Source organism: Carbonatibacter coralli (genome assembly GCF_039592655.1).
Lineage (GTDB): Bacteria > Pseudomonadota > Alphaproteobacteria > Kiloniellales > Kiloniellaceae > Carbonatibacter > Carbonatibacter coralli.
In genome coordinates this window covers 135,142-154,661 of record NZ_JBBUTJ010000005.1, presented here as the reverse complement: position 1 = coordinate 154,661, position 19,520 = coordinate 135,142, and the positions used below count along the sequence as shown (strand labels likewise).

14 protein-coding genes are annotated in these 19,520 nt (G+C 56.6%); 1 reads left to right on the top strand and 13 read right to left on the bottom strand.

The genetic code is table 11. The features are described 5' to 3' along the window. The 11 genes from AAAH10_RS12590 to ahcY all read right to left on the bottom strand — a co-directional run bounded on the left by AAAH10_RS12590 (window position 1) and on the right by ahcY (window position 16,146). Window positions 1-1,482 (bottom strand): M48 family metalloprotease, encoded by a 1,482-nt coding sequence (locus AAAH10_RS12590; protein ID WP_343564074.1) that lies wholly within the window; start codon window positions 1,480-1,482, stop codon window positions 1-3. 102 nt (window positions 1,483-1,584) lie between these two features. Beyond that, complete coding sequence (locus tag AAAH10_RS12585; RefSeq protein ID WP_343564072.1) at window positions 1,585-2,412, bottom strand: thermonuclease family protein; 828 nt, start codon at window positions 2,410-2,412, stop codon at window positions 1,585-1,587. Further along, window positions 2,399-2,941, bottom strand: a complete 543-nt coding sequence (locus AAAH10_RS12580) for an NUDIX hydrolase (RefSeq protein ID WP_343564070.1) — start codon at window positions 2,939-2,941, stop codon at window positions 2,399-2,401. Before AAAH10_RS12580 ends, AAAH10_RS12585 begins: the two co-directional genes overlap by 14 nt. 58 nt (window positions 2,942-2,999) lie before the next feature. Continuing rightward, window positions 3,000-3,323 carry a hypothetical protein gene (locus tag AAAH10_RS12575; protein ID WP_343564068.1) on the bottom strand — a complete coding sequence of 108 codons (324 nt, stop codon included), beginning with the start codon at window positions 3,321-3,323 and terminating at the stop codon, window positions 3,000-3,002. A gap of 96 nt (window positions 3,324-3,419) precedes the next feature. Further along, on the bottom strand, window positions 3,420-3,746 hold the full coding sequence (gene trxA, locus AAAH10_RS12570) for a thioredoxin TrxA (protein ID WP_343564301.1): 327 nt from the start codon (window positions 3,744-3,746) through the stop codon (window positions 3,420-3,422). Between the two features lie 201 nt (window positions 3,747-3,947). Next, window positions 3,948-7,583: a double-strand break repair helicase AddA gene (gene addA, locus AAAH10_RS12565; RefSeq protein WP_343564065.1), complete on the bottom strand. Its 3,636-nt coding sequence runs from the start codon at window positions 7,581-7,583 to the stop codon at window positions 3,948-3,950. 1 nt (window position 7,584) lies between these two features. Continuing rightward, complete coding sequence (addB, locus tag AAAH10_RS12560; RefSeq protein WP_343564063.1) at window positions 7,585-10,632, bottom strand: double-strand break repair protein AddB; 3,048 nt, start codon at window positions 10,630-10,632, stop codon at window positions 7,585-7,587. A gap of 92 nt (window positions 10,633-10,724) precedes the next feature. Beyond that, window positions 10,725-11,432, bottom strand: coding sequence for a nucleotidyltransferase family protein (locus AAAH10_RS12555; protein ID WP_343564061.1), 708 nt, complete (start codon window positions 11,430-11,432; stop codon window positions 10,725-10,727). Window positions 11,433-11,477: 45 nt separating this feature from the next. Further along, window positions 11,478-12,014, bottom strand: a complete 537-nt coding sequence (tsaE, locus tag AAAH10_RS12550) for a tRNA (adenosine(37)-N6)-threonylcarbamoyltransferase complex ATPase subunit type 1 TsaE (RefSeq protein WP_343564059.1) — start codon at window positions 12,012-12,014, stop codon at window positions 11,478-11,480. Continuing rightward, entirely contained in the window at window positions 12,011-14,632 is a 2,622-nt protein-coding gene (locus AAAH10_RS12545; protein WP_343564057.1) for an ATP-binding protein, read from the bottom strand. Before AAAH10_RS12545 ends, tsaE begins: the two co-directional genes overlap by 4 nt. Before the next feature lie 218 nt (window positions 14,633-14,850). Further along, window positions 14,851-16,146, bottom strand: coding sequence for an adenosylhomocysteinase (ahcY, locus tag AAAH10_RS12540; RefSeq protein ID WP_343564055.1), 1,296 nt, complete (start codon window positions 16,144-16,146; stop codon window positions 14,851-14,853). Between the two features lie 295 nt (window positions 16,147-16,441). Here ahcY and AAAH10_RS12535 point away from each other — a divergent pair, with 295 nt between their 5' ends. After that, the gene (locus AAAH10_RS12535) at window positions 16,442-17,212 is read left to right on the top strand and encodes a glycerophosphodiester phosphodiesterase family protein (protein WP_343564053.1); all 771 of its coding nucleotides are present in this window, start codon (window positions 16,442-16,444) and stop codon (window positions 17,210-17,212) included. A 78-nt stretch (window positions 17,213-17,290) separates the two neighbouring features. On the opposite strand, the gene fabI is transcribed toward AAAH10_RS12535, so the two are convergent. Next, window positions 17,291-18,082, bottom strand: coding sequence for an enoyl-ACP reductase FabI (gene fabI, locus AAAH10_RS12530; RefSeq protein WP_343564050.1), 792 nt, complete (start codon window positions 18,080-18,082; stop codon window positions 17,291-17,293). A 132-nt stretch (window positions 18,083-18,214) separates the two neighbouring features. Continuing rightward, entirely contained in the window at window positions 18,215-19,438 is a 1,224-nt protein-coding gene (fabB, locus tag AAAH10_RS12525; RefSeq protein ID WP_343564048.1) for a beta-ketoacyl-ACP synthase I, read from the bottom strand. Window positions 19,439-19,520: the final 82 nt, after the last annotated feature.

The window sequence follows — 19,520 nt, the reverse complement described above, 5'->3', positions numbered from 1 at the left end:
TTATTCCTGAATAAGTTTTACAAGTTGACCTGTTTCAAGAACCGCATTTTCCGGCAGGTCGTTGATGACGAGGAAACGCTCCCGCGCATAGTGCCGGACATCCATTCTGGCAACCAGACTGTTGATTGTATCACCCGGCCTGATGGTCCGCAGGCGAATTCGCAAGGGTTTGAGAGCAGCCTTTTCACGCGCCGTCAGCGCCCTGAAACTGTAAGTCGTTCTGCGGAGTTCTTCCGACAGCTCGTAGGTTTGCGGCCCCTGGGTGATCATGCGGAAACGATAAACGGCTTCATTGGGCATCCTGATAACAACCAGCCTGAAGTCGCGCCCCTTGACGCGGGTCGAAGCCGTGTAGCCTTCAAGGCCGTTGACCGTGATGGCTTCAATACCGTCCAGATCCACATCCTTGCCCCAGTCATAAACCAGATAGTCATAGAGAGAGCTTTTGACTTTACGATTTGCCGAATCAAAAACGATAACGGCCTTGTCCGGCCCTTCGGCAATGACTCTGCGAGGCGAATTGATCAGACGGAACCCTTCAGGAACCGTGAAGGTAATCCCCAGTTCCTTGTGGGAAAAGGTTTCGTCACGAACATAGCCCTGATCTTCAGCATCACCATAAAGCATGCCATCAATCTTTTTCAGATAGACATCCCGGCCGACAATCGGATCACTCACAGCCTTTGTGCCTGCTTCAGAAATGGCCCGCTGAATACGATCCGCTGTTCTGGGGTGGGTCCGGGTAATGTCCGACCCTTCCCGCTCGGCAGGATCAACGCCCGCAATCCTTGCGTCCAGAACACTGTTGGCCTGCAGTTGCCCCAAAAAGCTTCCCATGCCTTCCGGATCAAAACGGGCCCGGCTGAGATAACGGACTCCCAGAAGATCCGCTTCAAACTCCTGATCCCGGGAGAAGCTTTTGACCGCCAGACCACCGGCAGTACTCGCGGCTCTTGCCGCCTCTCCGCTCCGCGTGAGAATTCCCACACCGGCAGAAAGCACCTGCGCCAGAACCTGCGAACCATAACGCTCTGCAGAATGCCTTGCTGTGACATGACCAATCTCGTGCGCAATCACCCCGGCCAGTTCTGCCTCATTGTTCGCCAAAGCCATCAGGCCCCGGGTCACATAAACATAGCCACCCGGAAGCGCAAAGGCGTTCACAACAGGGCTGTCCAGAATCGTGAAGGTGAATTTCTGGTTTGGCGTCTCGGATGTCTGCGCAAGAAACTGCCCCAGCGAATTGACATAACGGGTCAATTCGGGGTCCTCGTCGTAGATACCGCCAAATTCCTCGATAATCTGGGGATGCTGTTCCCGTCCTACAGCCTGTTCCTTTTCGGGAGTCAATCCGCCATTGAAAAAGCTGCGGCCTGTCGCATCAGACGTGGAACAGCCGGTCAGGGCAACGGCACCAAGCAACAGGACTGCTGCAAACAGGGAACGGGAATTCAAATGATCAAAAAAAGAAGTCAACAGCATCAAGGGGTGCCCGATCAGTCAATAACAATTACAGTTTATATCAAAGCTTGAAATCATCACAGAGCCTTTAAAAAGCCTGTTTACCGTGATCATATGGACAAACTAAGGCACATCGGACAGCTCAATCTCTTTCGGATGTGCCACAACAATTACAGGACCATTCCAGAGGCTCAGGACTCCCCGGACCCTCACGGTATAGCGCCCCTCAACAGAAAGCTTTCTCCGACGCCAGAGATCATCAATGAGCTGCGACCAGTCTTGTGCGGACAGATCATTGTGATGAATGGCAACCGTGAAATCCTCTCTCCAGTCAGATCCGAAATTGAGATAAAGCCAATCTCCCCTGTAAGCCGCTTTTTGCAGGGTTCCCTCAACAAGCTGAAAGCTGTTTAAAAAGGGCCAGAGCTTCCCGGGGTCATCAGCTGATTTCACGGCTCCGAATTCTGTTCCCCAGATTCCCCTCCCGGCCTGTCGCGCACTCTTTTCCGCCTTGCGCAGCATCACAGTTTCATCTGCCGTCATCTGCTCCCCTCCGCGCAAGCGTGCCAGTCCCTGCTCCAGCAAGTGCTGCTGCACCCACCGGCCATCCAGTTCTTCCAGCTGTAAAAGCGGCAGGCCATACCGGTTCCGGGCATAGGCATCCACCTTGCGGATGACCAGGGATCGGCCAACAAGGCTGTTTCTGAAATACTGCTCCAGTTGATCGACAAGAGGGCAAAGCTCCTCGTGAAGCCTGCAACTCTCCCTTGTCGGCAGTTCCAACGATTGCAGGAGAAGACTTTTCCCGTCGTCTTGCATCAACTCGTGGTTTTCGGAAACAGACCGGATATGAACAGAGCGGAGAGGCTGGGAGCAGGCTTCTTTCAACCCGAAGACCATCAGGACAATCCACAGAAACGCCGAGCTATATCTGCGGCTAGCTGCTGCCATCCTCTTCATTCCCGAAAGGTGCAAAACCCTTCTGCTCGCGGACGCGGTCAAACTGCCTCAAGGCCCAGTGAACAGTCGGAAAGGCCAGATCCTCCCAGGGAATTTCATCCCATGAAAACAGGCCCACTTCCTGGCTTTCCGGCCCCGGCTCAACAGCCGGATCGGTCAGAACGCCCCTGTAGATCACTTGCGTCTGGCTGATCCGGGGAATGGAATAGATGGCCAGGACCTGATCAAAGCTCACTCTGGCGCGGGCTTCTTCCCAGGCTTCACGCTTGGCCCCTTCCTCGACAGTTTCGTTGAGCTCCATAAAGCCTGCAGGAAGCGTCCAGTATCCCAGACGGGGTTCAATCGCCCGTTTGACCAGCAGCACCCTGTCTTCCCAGGTCACCACCGAACCCACAACCATCTTGGGATTTTCATAGGCCACAAAATCGCAGGTGTCACACACAAGACGCTCGCGATCATCCCCGCAGGGCACACGACGGCTGAAATTGTCTCCGGGATCATAATCTTGCGGCTTGCTCATGCGGGCAGTTTGGCAAGCCCTCGAAAGGCTTGCAAGCCAAATTCCGACCTGTTCCGGTCTAAAGCGTCAGGTCAAGAAAGCTGCCACGACGCATAATGCGCCCGGACAGGGCAATGCGGCGGGCCAGATCAAACAGACGGGTCAGATGTTCCTTGACCCCCGGCGCCCGGAGATCCCCTTTGAAGGGTTTGATCGTGCGGTAATCCAGCTGGTCAAGCGAAAGCTCTTCGGTCGCAGCCTCTACGGGCGGCAATTCCTTTGGCAGGCCCGCTGTCTGAAGCAGGGAACTCAGGGTTGAAACGGATTTCCCCGACTGTCCCTGGGACGGGCGTCCCTGAACACCTGATGACTGTGGTCCGGTTTTGCGTGAACGAATATCCATGCTGTCATCCTGCCCGGCATTTCTTAAGCAATTCTTAAAAACAAAGGCTCCACTGCCTGAACAGTGAAGCCTTCGTCAAAAATTTCCGTGGCTCAATCAAGCCAGAGAACCGTTCACCCAGTCTGTCAGCTGACCTTTGGTGATCGCGCCAACCTTTGTGGCCACCAGCTCGCCATCATTGAAAAGCAGCAGTGTCGGGATACCGCGCACACCGTATTGTTGAGGTGTCGCAGGGTTCTCGTCAATGTTCACCTTGGCAATGGACAAGGTATCGCCCATTTCCTGCGCCAGTTCATCCAGAACCGGAGCAATCATTTTACAAGGGCCGCACCATTCTGCCCAAAAGTCCACCAGAACCGGACCGGAAGCCTTCAGAACGTCGTTCTCAAAGGATGCATCACTTACAGCAGCAATTGCGCTCATATCCATTCACCTTTCTTTTTACTCCACATTTGTGTGGTATAACCCAGTCTCACACAACGAACGTGGACATATGCACTATTTAGGCAGCCTCCCTGAAAAGGTCAAGACTGCCCTGTGCACTCGATGACAGCTTGCATTCCCCGAAAAGAAAAAGCAACCGATCCCGACAAAACACTGTTTTTAATAAACAATTAAGAAATATTATCGTGTTCCGGACAAAAAGGGCGTCATCAAATCGTCCGGAATCGGCATAATTCGGGTCTCATCTGTCCAAACCAGACAACATTCAATCCTTCGCCCCGGATAAAGATCCATCAAAACCCGCTTGTACAGGGCCAACTGCCGCAGGTAGACCGGCTGGACATCCCCGGCCTGTTGCGGCGGCGGGCGATTGGTCTTGAAATCCAGCACAACAACGCGATCCGGCTGGACAAGCAGGCGATCCACCTGACCGGAGATCACATCAACGCGCCCATCCTCCTGATAAACAAGACCTGTCAGGGGAACTTCCGCCCGGCTGTCCGGCCCGAAGAACTCTGCAAAATCCGGATGCCTCAAAACCTGCAACGTCTCCCGGGACAGCGCCATCGCCTCTTCTGCGTCCAGACCATGCAGGGGCGAAGAGAGAAAGCGCAGGGCTGTCTGCTCCCACCTGTCCTGATCAATATCCGGAAGGCTCTGGAGCAACCGGTGAACCAAACGCCCCCGCTGAAAAGCCCGTAGCCTTGCCCCTCTGACCGGTTGCGCTCTTTCCCCGCCACGCAAAAGGGGAGAGCGAACAGCCGGTTCGTCCTCAAGAGGCTGGGACGGAACAAGCGGTTTGGGGGGAACAGGCTCCGCAGCAGGCGGTTTGTCCGCCCAGACAGGCAGCCGGATCTGCTGCTGTCCTGACGGATCCTGCGCAACAGTCTGGCTGACAGGCTCAACGCTCAGGGTCTGCTCGACCCGCCTCAAAAGCCCCTCTCCCTCCCAGGCACTGGCAGGATCTTCGGGAAAGGAAAAGCTGATGCTTTCACAGCTGTCCGCAAGGGCATTGTAACAAAGACCGTACCAGGACAGCTCCTTTGCCTCCTCCGCCTTGCTCCAGCCACAGATCACCAGGCGATCTTCCGCACGTGTCAGAGCCACATAGAGCAACCGGCGGTACTCGCGCATGCGATCCTCGCCCAGCGCTTTCTTTTCCTGGGCAACAGGACGCGTCACCAGATTTCTGTTCGGTGCCCAGAGCGGCAGATAGTCTTCATCGCGCAGCCAGAACAGATTCCCGCGCTCCTGGGGCATGTCGGCTGTATCCGGCGCAATCACGACTGGCGCCTGCAGGCCCTTCGAGCCGTGCACGGTCATGATCCGCACGGCATTGCTTCCCTGCTCCAGATCCCGCTTGATTTCAACATCGCGTGTATCAAGCCAGTTCAGGAAGCCCTGGAGCGAAGGCGTGTCTTCCTGCTCGTATTGCAGGGTCAGGGACACAAACTCCTCCAGAGGATCACCGGCATCGGGCCCGAGCCGGGCCAGAAGTCGTTCACGTCCCTTCAAAGGCCCCAGAACACGGGCATAAAGCTCAAAGGGTGGCACCTGATCGGCAAGGGAGAGCAGTTCCATCAAAAAGGCATAGGCCCTTTCAATCTCTCCGCGCTGTTGCCGATCCGTCGCCTCGGGAGGCTTGTGAACGGCATCCCGCAACCTTGACCAGAGAGTAATCCCCTTGCCGCGCCCGTGCGCAAGCTGGAAGAGCAGCTCGTCATCCCAGCCGATCAGAGGCGATTTCAGAACCTCTGCAAGGGTCAGGTCATCATCCGGCAACAACAGGAAACGCCCGAGCGCCAGAAGATCCATAACCGAAATCTGCTGGGACAACTGCATCCTGTCGATCCCTGCAACCGGCACACCCAGTTCTTTCAGTTCGCGGATCAGTTCATCAACAAAGGCATTCCGTCGGCGAACCAGTATCAGCACATCCCCCGGCTCGATGCGGCGTCCCTTCGAGTGCAGCTGACAGTCCGGGTCATCTCCGCGCTGCGGATCACGTGTCCAGCCATAGATTCTCTTGGCCAGAATGCTCGCCAGACGCGCCCGGGCAGAAAACTCCTTCGAGCGCTCCAGTGGAAGGGCCCAGGGTTCTTCTGCGGGATCCTTTGCGCTTTGCACCAGTGGCCAGACTTCGACCTGCCCGGCTTCTCCCAGTCGCTTGGGCTGGTGATGGAGACGGTCTTCCGCAAACAGGACGCCCTCACTGGCCGGTTCCTCTGCAAAGATATCGTCAACGGCGGAGAGCACGGCTGCGGTCGAGCGGAAGGAGACCGCCAAATTGACCCGTTTCCAGAGTTCGGCAGCACTTTCAACTCGCGCCTGAAATTCACGCTGCATCTGTTCAAAAACATCCGGATCAGCCCGCTGGAAGGAATAGATCGACTGCTTGGCATCACCCACGACGAAGACCGTCCGGGGAAGCTCTTCAAGCAGCCCACCTGTTTCCGGTTCAGGCGGAATATTCCGCTCCCGTCCCTCGCCAGCAAAGAACTCCTCGCACAGCGCCCGGATCACCTCCCACTGCTCGGGGTTGGTGTCCTGCGCCTCGTCGATCAGGATATGATCCAGACCGCCATCCAGCTTGAACATCACCCAGGCTGCGGCTCCACCGGCAAAGAGATCACGGGTTTTGAGAATCAGGTCATCATAATCAAGCAGGGAAAGCGCCTGCTTGCTCTTCTCATAGTTCCCGAGAATGGCTTCTCCCAGCGTCAGAAGGGCCAGGGTGGCATGACCGGAGATCACCGCCCGGCGCTGATCCTCGAACCGCAACAGCGCAGACGCAAGATCGTAGAGTTCCTCCAGCACATCTGGCATGGCCTCTCTTGCGCCCTTCGAGGCCATTGTCCGCTCAGCCCTGGCCTCTCCATCCGCAGTCAGGAAGACAGACCGGTAGCTGTCATAGAGGTTCGCACGCCTTTCCTCCGGTGCCGACAGCCATTTCCGCAAGCTTTCTGCCCGTGTTTTGTCTGTCTTTCCACCGGCTTCCAGCGCTGAAGCACAGGCCTCAAGTCTGGTTCGCGGCACACGCTCTTCCGAACAGAAGAGCTGAAGCAAGGCACTTTCAGAAAGCTGGGGATCAACATCCAGCACTTCAAAGACGCGCTGGCGCAGGCCTTCCAGTCCATTGGTGATGCGCAGCAACCGCGCCAGACGCGCCCGCTCACTCAAAAGGTTCTTCAGAAGATCGCGGAAAGACTCTTCCTGCGTATAGGAAATGAGTGCAGCCAGACAGGCTGACACCTCTTCCGAAGACAACAGGGACTGCCCGGAAAGCACCCTGCCAATCGCATCCTGCAAAAGCTCTTCCGCTCTGGCATCATCCAGAACCTGAAAGTTCGGAGCCACACCTGCTTCAAGGGGGAATCGCCCCAGAAGCGATTGGCAAAAGGCGTGAATGGTCTGGATTTTCATGCCGCCCGGCGTATCCAGCACACGGGCGAAAAGCTGGCGGGCGATCTGCATCTGCGAGCGGGACGGCTCTTCTCCCAGCAAACCCTGCAAAGCCTCTCTCAAATCGCTTTCCTGCGCCGTCGCCCACTCTGCCAGTCGTGAAGCCAGACGGTTCGACATCTCCGCTGCAGCAGCCTTGGTAAAGGTCAGGCACAAAAGGCGATCCGGCATCATGCCCGACAACAGAAGAGTAAGAACGCGATCTGTCAGGACCTTTGTCTTTCCCGTTCCTGCAGAAGCTCCAACCCAGACAGAGGCCTTCGGATCGGCGGCTTCGCGCTGTTGACGGGTGGCCTGTTTCAAAACCTCTTCCACAGACCGAGCGGAAAGTATCATGCCCTTACCCTCTGTCATGCTACTCGCCCTCTTCCCCGCCGACGGACCATTCCCGGATCCGCGCCAGATGTTCATAATCATTGTAGCGCAGGGCGTGGGCTGCACGGGGACGCGCCCGATAAACAGTCGCCGGATCGTCAAAAGCGGCGATCAGGGCCTGCAATCCCTCCAGCGCCTCCTGCGCAACCTCACTGACAGATTTCTTGCTGCGACTGCCCAGTGCCCTGGAAATCTTTCCGGCAGGCTCACCTCCCGAGAGTTTCCAGTATTGCAAATCAAAAACCTCATCCGGGAAAACAGCATCCCCTTCTTTCGAGCGGAACGCCCCTTCCCGCATCAGGGCAGCCTCTAGCGGCAGTTGCGGGGCAAAGCCGGACAGCACCGCAGAAGACGATGGCGGTGTCCCCGTTTTGTAATCGAGGATTTCCACCCCCCCCTCCGCTCTCAGATCCAGACGGTCTGCCTTGGCTGTCAGCACAAAATCCCCGGCCGGTCCCTCAAGGGTCATGGCACCGGTAACCTCAACAAGCGATCCGGAAAGCGAAAGCCTGCGCTGCTGTTCCTGCTCAACAAACCACTCGGCAATACGCACAAAGCGGGGCCACCAGAAGGACCAGAGAGCAGGCCGGTTGCGGACCGGTTCAAAGACCTCTTCGCCAATCCCGATCAAGCGCCCGAGTGGGTCTTCGCCCTCAATGGCACGCTCCTCGACAAAACGCTCCAGAGCCTCATGAATATAACTGCCCTTTTCCGCAGCCGAGGGATCTGCATCCAGCGGGTCCAGCTTTTTGAGATTCAGGATTTTATCGGCATAGAGGGCATAGGGATCACGCATCCAGGTTTCGATGCGTGTTACAGAGAGCTTCCTCGGACGCGCAGCAACAGGCGGGCAGGGAGCCGGAGCACCGATCTGGTTTCTCTTCTCCGGTTTGTCCAGTTCGGCAGCCCAGTTCAGCCAGTCTCCGGCTTTCCCGTTACCTTCGGAGAACAGCAGATCCAGACACCCCTTACCCTTCAGCAGGGCTTCCAGCCTGAGCAGCCAGCGCGAGGGAACCGTCGGTGTCCCCTCAACCTTTTCGGAACGGGTCAGATAAACCTTCGGGGCACAAAAGGCCTGCAGGAAATCCTGCGCCGACAGACCGATTGCCTGCTCCGGCTGAGGCAGTCCGAAATCCTTGCGCATCGGACGGCTCATCCAGGGACCGGGCTTGACCTCGCCCGGCCAGGTGCCTTCGTTCAGCCCCCCGAGGACAACGACATCAGCATGCTGCATCCGGGCCTCGATCGTTCCCAGAATAGCCAGACGGGGATGCAGACCATAGCGCTGACGCACCGCCCGCCCCACCATCAGGGCCGCAAAGACATCCGGATAGTTTCTGCTGTTCAGTTCAGGCGCATCATCGGAAGATTCCAGCAAGTCGGAAACAAAGTCCGCAACCGCTGACCCGCTTTCGCCAAGCCACAGGCGGTCCGCACCAGGTTGATCCTCTGCAGAGGCCAGCCCCTCTGCGAAACTGATATGGGCAACCAGCAAGTCCTCCAGCGTTGAAGACGGCTGATCCAGCACAGTGCTGAAAGCTTCAGACAGTCCGGAAAGCCGAACGAGCAGCTCCAGAAGATCATCTGCCTCTTCCTGTTCCTTCTCCCGCCTCTGTTCCAGTTCCTCGCGCAGGCTCTGAAGACCGGCAGCAGGACGCACACCCCGCAAACACTGTTTCTCCAGCATCCGGACCAGACGACGGAATCGCCCCGGAGCCATTCCACAGGCTGCAAGAGGGTGCTTGAGCAGTGCAAGAAACGGCACGGGAGCAAAACCGCTGACAACGGCTTCCGCACAGAGACGGAGGAAAACCGCGGGGGCTGTTTCAGGCAGCGGATGTCCTGCCGAATTGTCAATTTCAAGATCCCAGCGTCTGAGCTCGGCGGCCACCCGGCGCGCAAGATTCTGATCCGGTGTGATCAGGGCTGCAGTCTTGTCCGGGTCCTCCAGAACGCCACGCAGGATCAGCGCGATGGACAGAGCCTCCTCTGCAAGGCCCGGGCAGTCAATGCGTTCGACGTCCTGCAAGGCCTGCGCAAAATCACGTTCAGACTTCTGCTCCAGAAAAGCGGACCAGTCTGTTGTCTTTCGTGCCGGGCGCAACGCCATGTGAATCAGGGAGGCCCTCGCAGAAAGGGACTTGTCCGGGAAAAGCCCGGCAGTCGCGGCAGGAACCCACAGTCCCACATCCTCCCTCTCGAGTCCGAGACGCAAAAGCAGACGGGCCAGTCCGTGCTGGGGATGTGAAGGATCAAGGGTAATGGCCTGCCAGGCCTCCTCTGACGCATCAAAATCCAGCCCGGGCAGAATGACCTCCCCTTTCGGAAGTCTCGCCACCTCGGCAATCACAGCCGCAGCCGCAGGGATCGACCCCGTAGAACCGGCGACGATCACCGGACAGGCCGGTGGCGTTTCGCGCCATTGCCGTGCCTGGGCCTCCAGCAGCAAACGACGACGCTCCTTGCCGCCCATCCCCCCGGTGTCCTTCTGGATTTCGGGCCAGTAATGCGTCAGAATTTCCAGAAACTTCAGTGTCAGCTGCCAGTGCTCGGCGTAGTCCTCGGGAACAAGATCAGCCAGACGATCAAGGGAAACGCCCTCTGTTTCAACCTGATCCAGCAAACGCCCCAGCTCCCCGGCCAGACGAATGGCCTGATCATCCGGCAGGCTTTCGCCCTGTGTCTGTGCCCACTGTCTCACAGGATGGCTCAGCAAAAGCTGGCGGCGCAGGGCAGATATTGCTGGTGGCAGGTTCTCGCCATAGACCTCTCCAAAGGAAAGACCATCCCCGAAGAGCAATTCCTCCTCATCCAGATCACCCAGCGGCACCAGTTGTGGCAGAATCAGGGATTTCCCACCGGAAGCCCTCAAAAAGGCATGTTGCAGGGAACGGCAGGCCCGGCGCGTCGGCAGAAGAATCAGGGCCGATCCCAATTCCAGGGGGTTGCTGCCCCAGCGCTCCAGCAGCCCCCGCGCCAGTTCATCCACGAAGGACGCTTCATGCGATATTGAGAATACAGACGGCATCAGACCCTTTCGCCCGCAGATAAATCAGCCGGAAAAAATTGCAGGAACACATCACACTGCAGCGAAATTAAACACGCAATCCCCGGCTCTCGCTAGACCAGACTTTCAACACCCTGTGCACGCAGGGAGCTTTCAACCCGGGACAGACCTTCGGGCGTTCCCACATCGAACCAGCTGCCTTCGTGAACAAGACCATAAAGGCGCCCCTGCTCAATCAGTTTGTTGAAAGTCTCAACACAGGAAAAGGCACCTTCGGGAGAATTTTCGAAAGCCTCCGGTGTCATGATTCGCAAACCGGTAAAGACATAGGGCGCTGTCTGCGCATCACCACGCGCTTTCAAACGGCCATCCTCCTGCAGGAAATAATCCCCTGCTCTTGTATAGCCTTCCGCCTTTTCCACCGGCTGCAGGAGAAGCAGGGCTGACATTCTGTCCGGGTCCCAGGCCTGGGCAAGGCGTTGCAGGGCAGGATCACCATCATCCCGCCAGATCATGTCCCCGTTCATGACATAGAAAGGATCATCCTCCAGATGTGGCAAGGCCCTGACGATTCCGCCCCCGGTGTCCAGCAGTTCGTCTTCGGGTGAACTGACAGTCCGCGGCTGCTCCCTGTCCCTGATATAGTCAACAATCTGCTCCCCGAGATAGAAACTGTTGACCACAGCCTTTTCAACCCCTGCCCGGGCAAGCTGGACAAGGATCACTTCCAGCATTGGCGTTCCCAGTACCGGAATCAGGGGTTTGGGCATTTCATCAGTCAATGGTCGCATGCGGGTTCCATGCCCCGCTGCCAAAATCATGGCATTCCTGATTACCTGTTCAGACACTTTTCCGCCCACAATTCTTCAAGTCCCTGCCTGCCAGTGCAGCATCGCTTCCAGCTTCCTTTTCCACTGTTCCGCCAGACGCGGCCTGCCGGCATGAAGCGTGACCCGGCGCGCATTCTCGTTGCCCTCCGGAAAATCCAGCGTCAGCCAGAGAGCAGCACGGGGCATAATATACCCCAGGCGTTCAGGCCACTCAATCAGACTGACACCTTCGGAAAAGGCCTCTTCAATACCCAGCTCGTAGGCTTCTTCAGGCTCTTTCAGGCGATAGAGATCAAAATGCCAGATCGAGTAGGGCGCCCGGTAATAGGTCTGCAAAAGCGTGAAGGTCGGACTTGGTACGTCCTCCTGCCCGGGTTCTCCCTCTGCAGGGGGCAAGGCATTGACGAGAGCCCGGCTCATCGCGGTCTTGCCAGCCCCGAGTGTGCCCTGCAAGGCAACCACATCGCCAGCACTCAGACACCCGGCCAAATCCTTTGCAAAGCGTCTCGTGGCCTCCTGATCTTCCAGTTCTGCCCTGAAGATCACGTTCGCCACATCCGGCTCACCCGTCATTCCTTGTCCTCTTGATCCTTTTTGGCGCCGTCCGCAGCCTCCATCTCCTGTATCAGGGTTCTGGCCGCCTTTAAAAGCGTGTCTTCATCCAGAGAAAGACTGTGCCCTGCTGCTTCATCCTCTTGCGGATGCTGCTGCTCGTCCTCTCCCTGTTGCTGGGCCGTCAGGAGATTGTCGGTCACACTGCGCCCCTCCGGCGTGATTGCTGCCTTGGAAACAGGCCTGAAGCCTTCTGAATCCTCGGGAATATTATCCAGCGGCAAACGACAGGTCACCGTGGTGCCACGCCCCAGTTCGGATTTCAGCTCTACCGCGCCACCGTGCAGTTCCACAAGGCTTTTTACCAGCGAAAGCCCCAGTCCGGCACCCGCCAGCTTGCTCTCTGTGCTGCCACGCTCGAACTTTTCGAAAATGCGCTGCTGATCCTCCGGAGCAATACCGCTTCCCTGATCCCGGACACGCAGAACCAGTGATTCATTTCTCGGGTTGCTGCGATCTGCAAAGGCGGAGATCTCGACGCGATCTCCCTGCTGGGAATACTTCAGCGCATTGACCATCAAATTGAACAGCGCCTGGGTCACGCGACGCTCGTCGAGAACCACATCATCCAGCTCTTCGGAGCAGTCCAGAACCAGCAGGACACCCCGATTGCGCGCCCGCTCGTGTCCCATTGTCTTCAGGCTGTCGAAAATCGACTGAACCCGCACCGGACGCAATTCAAGCTGCAGATATCCTGCTTCAATGGTCGCCAGATCAAGAATGTCGTTGATCAGGGTCATCAGGCGTTGGGAGGACTCAACAATCGCCTGACTGTATTCCGCCTGACGCTCGTTCAGCGTTCCAAAGAACTGATTGTCGAGAATTTCCGCAAAGCCGACAATCGCATTGAGCGGGGTCCGCAGCTCATAGGAAATATTGGCAATAAACTCAGTCTTGAGGCGATCGGCCGTTTCCAGTGCCTCGTTCTTGTCCAGAAGGGCTCTTTCCACCTCTGTTGAAGCCGTGACATCCAGGAAGGTCAGCAGGGCAGAACCGTCCGGAAGCATCACCTGCGCCCAGTCAAGGACATGACCGTCCGTGCGTTCAATCCGTCCGCTGCGCGGGCCACCCTCAAGCACCCGGGTCACCATCCGCTCCAGCTTCTGGTTCCACTCGGTTTCGCTCTCGTCCCCATAGAAGTGCTTGCCTCTCTGGAGAACCTCGCGAATGTGGGGTTCACGGAGCAGAAACTCTGCCTCCAGATCCCAGATCTCGCAGAAGGCGGGGTTGAAAAGTTTGAGACGCCCGTCCGCGCCGTAAACCGCAACCGCCTCATAAAGCTTGTCGATGGTCTCGCGCTGCACCTCGGTCAGGGTATTATAGGACCGTTCAAGCGCCAGTCGATCGGTCACATCCTCAATGGCCTGGATCACCCCGCCTTCGAAATGAGGCGACGACACAAGACGCAAGGTCGAACCATCCGGCAGGTGCAGCAGCTCCTCCTCGGGCTCCAGCAGGGTCTGGAACGATCTCAGACGCTGACGCTTGAATTCCGGAAAGTTTGCATATTCCGGCAGGCGCCTGTTTTCTCTCAGCGTGTCCAGCAACTCGCCGAGCGATGGCCTGCTGGCCAGAAAGTCCTCTGACAGATGAAACAGGCTGGCATAGGCAGAGTTTGAAAAGGCCAGACGCATGTCCGCACCGAAGATGGAGATCGCAATTCCCAGATTCTCAAGCAGCTGGGACTGGGATTTCTCATGCAGGCTCAAAGAGGTCTTCAGCTCTTCAAACGGCGTGTAGTTCTGTGCAAAACCGAGAACGAGATCCGGATTCAGCCTCGTCTCGCCAATGCAGAGCAAGCGGCGCTCACCATTCACAATCACATGATGATTTTCATAGACAAAATTGCCATCAGCCGATGTAAAGGCCCGCTCTGTCAGGGAACGGGCTTCCTTCTGCTTGTTGCGTCCCAGCAACTCGGCACCGGTTGCAAGAATTTCATCCTGATCCAGATTGATGGCATTGGAATAATCGAGATTGCAGTAAATCAGGGTCCCGGCCCTGTCCCGCATCCAGACCGGCAGCGGCAGACTGTCGAGCAGCATGGACATCCGGGCGGCACGTTCTTCTGCGTTGTTCATCAGGCGATGCTGAACCGTCACATCATGAAACCAGATGACATCCAGTTCCGGAATGGCCTTTTCCAGAACCCGTTGCCCTCTCAGTTCATATCGGCGGCCCTTGGCAGACATGGACATGTCGAAAGCCATTCCGTTCAGACGCAAGGCCCTGACCGCATCAAGCAGTACCGTCTGTTTTTGCGGGTCATTGAAGCTGATCGCAATGGCCTGAAAATCACAGGCCTGTTCATCCAGACCGAACTCATGCTGCAGGAGGTTGTTCGCCTTGCAGAGAAACAGGCTCTCTTCATGATTCTCGTAGCGCGGAAAGGTCACATAGCCCTGGGAAACGGAATGGAGAGCCGCGATTGCATCGGCACTGCGGGACTGCAGATCACTGTAGCGCCCCCGCATGCGCCTGAGGCGCCGGTGATAGGCAAAAACAACAAGGGCGGCACCCAGTAGCGACAGCATGCTGAGCATCAAAGCCAGAACAGTGGGCGATGTTAAGGCTGCCAAAAACCGGACCTCTTGCTGAACAAGTCCCGTTCCTGAAAGCAACTGCACAGGCAAGACAGAACGGAACAGGGTTTACAAAGTCTTAAGAGGATAGACTGTTTGCCATTCCTGAACAAGCAGTTAGGTTTGAAAACAATCACTTGGGTTTCAAAAGCAAAAAGGGGAGAGCCAGGCTCTCCCCTTTATCAGGAAACTCCCGCGAGGGAATTTTGCATAAATCAGTAACGGTATTCGTCTGATTTGAATGGACCTTCGAGCCCGACACCGATGTAATCCGCCTGCTGCTTGCTCAGCTGGGTCAGTTGAGCGCCAACCTTTGCGAGGTGCAGTGCAGCAACCTTTTCATCCAGTTTCTTGGGCAGGACATAAACCTTGTTTTCGTAGCTGGACGCATTCTGCCACAGTTCGATCTGGGCCAGCACCTGGTTGGTGAAGCTTGCGCTCATAACGAAGCTCGGGTGACCTGTTGCACAGCCAAGGTTTACCAGACGGCCTTCTGCCAGCAGGATGATCCGCTTGCCATCCGGGAACTCGATCTCGTCAACCTGGTCCTTCACGTTGTGCCATGCGTAGTTGCGCAGGCCGCCAACCTGGATCTCTGTATCGAAGTGACCAATGTTGCAAACAATGGCACGATCCTTCATCGCCCCCATGTGCTCTGTTGTGATCACATCAACGTTGCCGGTTGTGGTCACGAAGATATCGCCACGTGGTGCGGCCGCTTCCATGGTGGTGACCTCATAGCCTTCCATGGCAGCCTGAAGCGCACAGATCGGGTCGATTTCTGTCACCAGAACACGGCAGCCCTGGCTGCGCAGGGACTCAGCAGAGCCCTTGCCGACATCACCGTAACCGGCGACAACGGCAACCTTGCCGGCCATCATGACATCTGTTGCACGGCGGATACCGTCCACCAGGGACTCACGACAGCCGTACTTGTTGTCAAACTTGGACTTGGTCACAGAGTCATTCACGTTGATGGCAGGAACCTTCAGCGTGCCGGCGCGAACCATTTCGTGCAGACGGTGTACGCCTGTTGTTGTTTCCTCGGACAGACCACGCACATCTTCCAGAAGCTCCGGGAATTTCTCGTGCATCATGATGGTCAGATCGCCACCATCATCCAGGATCATGTTCGGGCGCCAGCCATCAGGACCGGTGATTGTCTGCTCGATACACCACAGGAACTCTTCCTCGGTCTCGCCTTTCCAGGCAAAAGTCGGGATGTTGGCAGCAGCCATTGCAGCAGCAGCCTGATCCTGGGTAGAGAAGATGTTACAGGAAGACCAGCGGATCTCTGCACCCAGAGCCGTCAGGGTTTCCATCAGAACAGCCGTCTGAATTGTCATGTGCAGACAGCCTGCAATACGCGCACCGGCAAGCGGCTTGCTCTCACCGTACTCTTCACGCAGCGCCATCAGGCCCGGCATTTCGGTTTCAGCAATAACAATTTCCTTGCGACCCCAGTCCGCCAGGGAAATATCCGCAACTTTGTAATCGGTAAATTCTGTCATCGTTTGCTCCAGATGATTTCAGGACGACCAAGGGCTCCGGATCCGTTCCAAAACCATTGACCGGCAACAAGCGCTCGCGAAAACCGCATAACGATTGCTTTATATTCAAGTGAGGTTTTAACAGTCTCCCTCTGGCGAATCAAGACTTCTCAAGCAGAACAGGCCAGAATATGCTCACCGTCATAAAACTGTCTTTTTCCTTGCCAACCTTCCTCGCGTAAAGAAAAGGTAACAGTAAAGTTTTTCATCCCGACAGCGCGCCACCCTAGCAGACAATTGTTAATACTTTGATCACATGACAAACGCCTCGACCGAACACGATCCGCTCCCCCTTATCCAGGCCCATCGCGGCGCGTCAAAGGACTGCCCCGAAAACAGCCTTGCTGCCTTTCGCGAAGCTGCCCGACAGGGGGCAAGGTGGATTGAATTTGATGTGCGCCTCAGTGCCGATGAAATCCCGGTAACCTGCCATGACGCCTCCCTCGAGCGCACAGGCAACAACCCTGTCATCATCCGTGAACATCCGGCCACAGCCATTGTGGGGCAGGACATCGGTCACGTGTTTGATCACAGCTTCCGCAACGAGCCTCTGCCATCACTGCAGGAGACCATCAGGCTCTTTGCCGAGCTTGGCCTCCAGGGCAATATCGAGATCAAGTCGATTTCCTCCCCTGCTGAAGAGGAACTGTCCGCCATTGCGGTCTGCGAATGCATCAGGACCCACTGGCCCGATGACAAACCCCTGCCCCTGATCAGCTCGTTCCACTGGGGCTGCCTGAAAAAGATTTCGGACATCATGCCGGAACTGCGCCTGGGCTACCTTGTCGAGGAACTGCCGGATGACTGGAAGGAAAAGGCCGCAGCCATCAACAGCTATGCCATTCATCCCTGGCACGAACCCCTGACAGCCGATCAGGTCCGGAGCATCAGGGAAGAGGGCTACAAGGTGGCCGTCTACACTGTGAACGATACAGCCCGGGCACACGCCCTGCTTGACATGGGCGTTGACAGCATCATTACCGATGTCCCTGCTGTCATGCTGGAAAGCCTGTCGTCCCGCACGTAACAACCCTCTCCCGACCTGCAACAGAAAAAGGCCGCAGGATCAACCGCGGCCTTTTTTCTGCGAAGACACCAGTACAAGTCAGTCCCGCTTCGGAGAGGGAATGCCAATCGCGTTGTATCCGGCATCAACATAGTGCGTTTCACCTGTCACACCCGCCGCCAGATCGGACAGAAGATACAGTCCGGCATTGCCAACCTCTTCCAGGTGAACATTGCGGCGCAGCGGTGAATGATCCCGTGTAAAGCCAAAGGTGTACTTCGCGTCTGCAATCGCAGATCCGGCCAGAGTCCGCATCGGACCGGCGGAAATCGCGTTCACACGGACACCCTGCGGACCAAGGTCTGTCGCCAGATAGCGGACTGACGCTTCCAGTGCGGCCTTGGCAACTCCCATCACGTTGTAATTTGGCGTCACACGCTCGGCACCCAGATAGGTCAGGGTGATCAGGCTGCCGCTGTGAGGCATCAGTTCGGCTGCACGCTTTGCCACCGCTGTGAAGGAATAGGCGGAAATCGACATGGTGCGGCGGAAGTTGTCACGCGTTGTATCAACGTACCGACCTTTGAGCTCTTCCTTGTCGGAATAGGCCACAGCATGAACGACAAAATCAATCGTGCCCCAGCTTTCCCTGAGTGTATCGAAGGTTTTGTCCAGCGCGTCCATATCTTCGACATCGCAAGGCAGAACCATGGTGCTGCCAAGGGATTCAGCCAGCGGCTCAACCCGCTTCTTGAAAGCGTCACCCTGATAGGTAAAAGCCAGATCCGCGCCCTGGCTGTGCAAAGCCTGAGCGATCCCCCATGCGATTGAATGGTCGTTTGCAACCCCCATAATCAGGCCGCGTTTTCCGGACATCAATTCTGCGGTCATTCCCGGTTTCATTGTTTCTCTATCACCTTGTCATAAAATCGGCGCCCCTCACTTCCGGGTCGTCCGATCAAAGGCCTCTCCTGTTAAGTCTCAAGGCCTCGAATCTCCAAAACTACTGCGTCAATCCCGGCTCTAGTCCGCGACACGCCTGAAAACGAGCGTCGCATTTGTGCCGCCAAAGCCAAAGGAATTCGACATAACGCAGTTCACAGGCATTTCCCTGTTTTCCTGCAGGATCGGAATCCCCTCTGCTTCCGGATCCAGCTCTTCGATATTGGCAGAAGCACAGAGGAAGTTTTCCTTCATCATGAGCAGGGAATAGATAATTTCCTGAACACCTGTGGCCCCCTGGGAGTGACCTGTCAGCGACTTGGTGGAAGAAATGAACGGAATTTTCTCTTCCCCTCCAAAGACCTCACGAATGGCGTTCAGCTCTGTGCCGTCACCAACAGGAGTGGAAGTACCATGCGCATTGATGTAATCAATTTCACCACGGTTCAGGCCATCTGTCGCAATCTGCATGCAGCGGACAGCACCCTCACCGGACGGTGCCACCATGTCGGCACCATCAGACGTCGCACCATAACCAACCAGTTCACCATAGATCTTCGCGCCGCGTGCCTTTGCATGCTCGTAATCCTCAAGCACGACAACACCGGCACCACCGGAAATCACGAAGCCGTCGCGATTCGCATCATAGGCACGGGATGCCTTTGTCGGGTTGTCATTGTACTTGCTGGACAGGGCACCCATCGCATCAAACAGAACCGTCAGTGTCCAGTGCAGCTCTTCACCGCCACCGGCGAACATAACGTCCTGCTTGCCCAGCATGATCTGTTCGGCAGCATTGCCGACACAGTGGGCCGAGGTCGAGCAGGCCGAGGAAATGGTGTAGCTCATTCCCTTGATTTTAAAGGCCGTTGCAATGTTTGCAGAATTCGTGGACGACATGCAGCGCGGCACCATGTAAGGCCCGACGCGCTTTGGTCCCTTTTCCCGCGTGATATCAACAGCGGACACCTGATTGGATGTGGAAGGTCCGCCGGAGCCCATCACAATACCGGTGCGAACATCGGACACCTTGTCCTCGCCCAGACCGGAATCAGCGATCGCCTCTTTCATGGCGACATAGTTGTAGGCTGCACCATCACCCATGAAGCGTCGCAGCTTGCGATCAACCAGAGCATCCAGATCAATATTGATGGAACCATGCACATGACTGCGGAAGCCAAGCTCTGCGTAGGTTTCACAATACTCGATGCCAGAGGTTCCGTTTTTCAGGGATTCCGTGACCTCTTCCTTGTTGTTTCCGATACTGGAGACAATGCCCAGACCAGTGACGACGACACGACGCATCAGAGATAGTCCTTTTATTTTGCTAAGACCCTGCACGCCAGGGTCTCTCTGCCTGTAGGCCTGCAGACTGGCGGGGGCCTAA

What these genes read in the sequence shown, in the direction of transcription:
- AAAH10_RS12590 (WP_343564074.1), bottom strand. Translation starts at nt 1,482, where the DNA reads ATGCTGTTGACTTCTTTTTTTGATCATTTGAATTCCCGTTCCCTGTTT.
- AAAH10_RS12535 (WP_343564053.1), top strand. Translation starts at nt 16,442, where the DNA reads ATGACAAACGCCTCGACCGAACACGATCCGCTCCCCCTTATCCAGGCC.
- AAAH10_RS12585 (WP_343564072.1), bottom strand. Translation starts at nt 2,412, where the DNA reads ATGGCAGCAGCTAGCCGCAGATATAGCTCGGCGTTTCTGTGGATTGTC.
- AAAH10_RS12555 (WP_343564061.1), bottom strand. Translation starts at nt 11,432, where the DNA reads ATGATTTTGGCAGCGGGGCATGGAACCCGCATGCGACCATTGACTGAT.
- tsaE (WP_343564059.1), bottom strand. Translation starts at nt 12,014, where the DNA reads ATGACGGGTGAGCCGGATGTGGCGAACGTGATCTTCAGGGCAGAACTG.
- addB (WP_343564063.1), bottom strand. Translation starts at nt 10,632, where the DNA reads ATGCCGTCTGTATTCTCAATATCGCATGAAGCGTCCTTCGTGGATGAA.
- ahcY (WP_343564055.1), bottom strand. Translation starts at nt 16,146, where the DNA reads ATGACAGAATTTACCGATTACAAAGTTGCGGATATTTCCCTGGCGGAC.
- fabB (WP_343564048.1), bottom strand. Translation starts at nt 19,438, where the DNA reads ATGCGTCGTGTCGTCGTCACTGGTCTGGGCATTGTCTCCAGTATCGGA.
- AAAH10_RS12575 (WP_343564068.1), bottom strand. Translation starts at nt 3,323, where the DNA reads ATGGATATTCGTTCACGCAAAACCGGACCACAGTCATCAGGTGTTCAG.
- trxA (WP_343564301.1), bottom strand. Translation starts at nt 3,746, where the DNA reads ATGAGCGCAATTGCTGCTGTAAGTGATGCATCCTTTGAGAACGACGTT.
- fabI (WP_343564050.1), bottom strand. Translation starts at nt 18,082, where the DNA reads ATGACCGCAGAATTGATGTCCGGAAAACGCGGCCTGATTATGGGGGTT.
- addA (WP_343564065.1), bottom strand. Translation starts at nt 7,583, where the DNA reads ATGACAGAGGGTAAGGGCATGATACTTTCCGCTCGGTCTGTGGAAGAG.
- AAAH10_RS12580 (WP_343564070.1), bottom strand. Translation starts at nt 2,941, where the DNA reads ATGAGCAAGCCGCAAGATTATGATCCCGGAGACAATTTCAGCCGTCGT.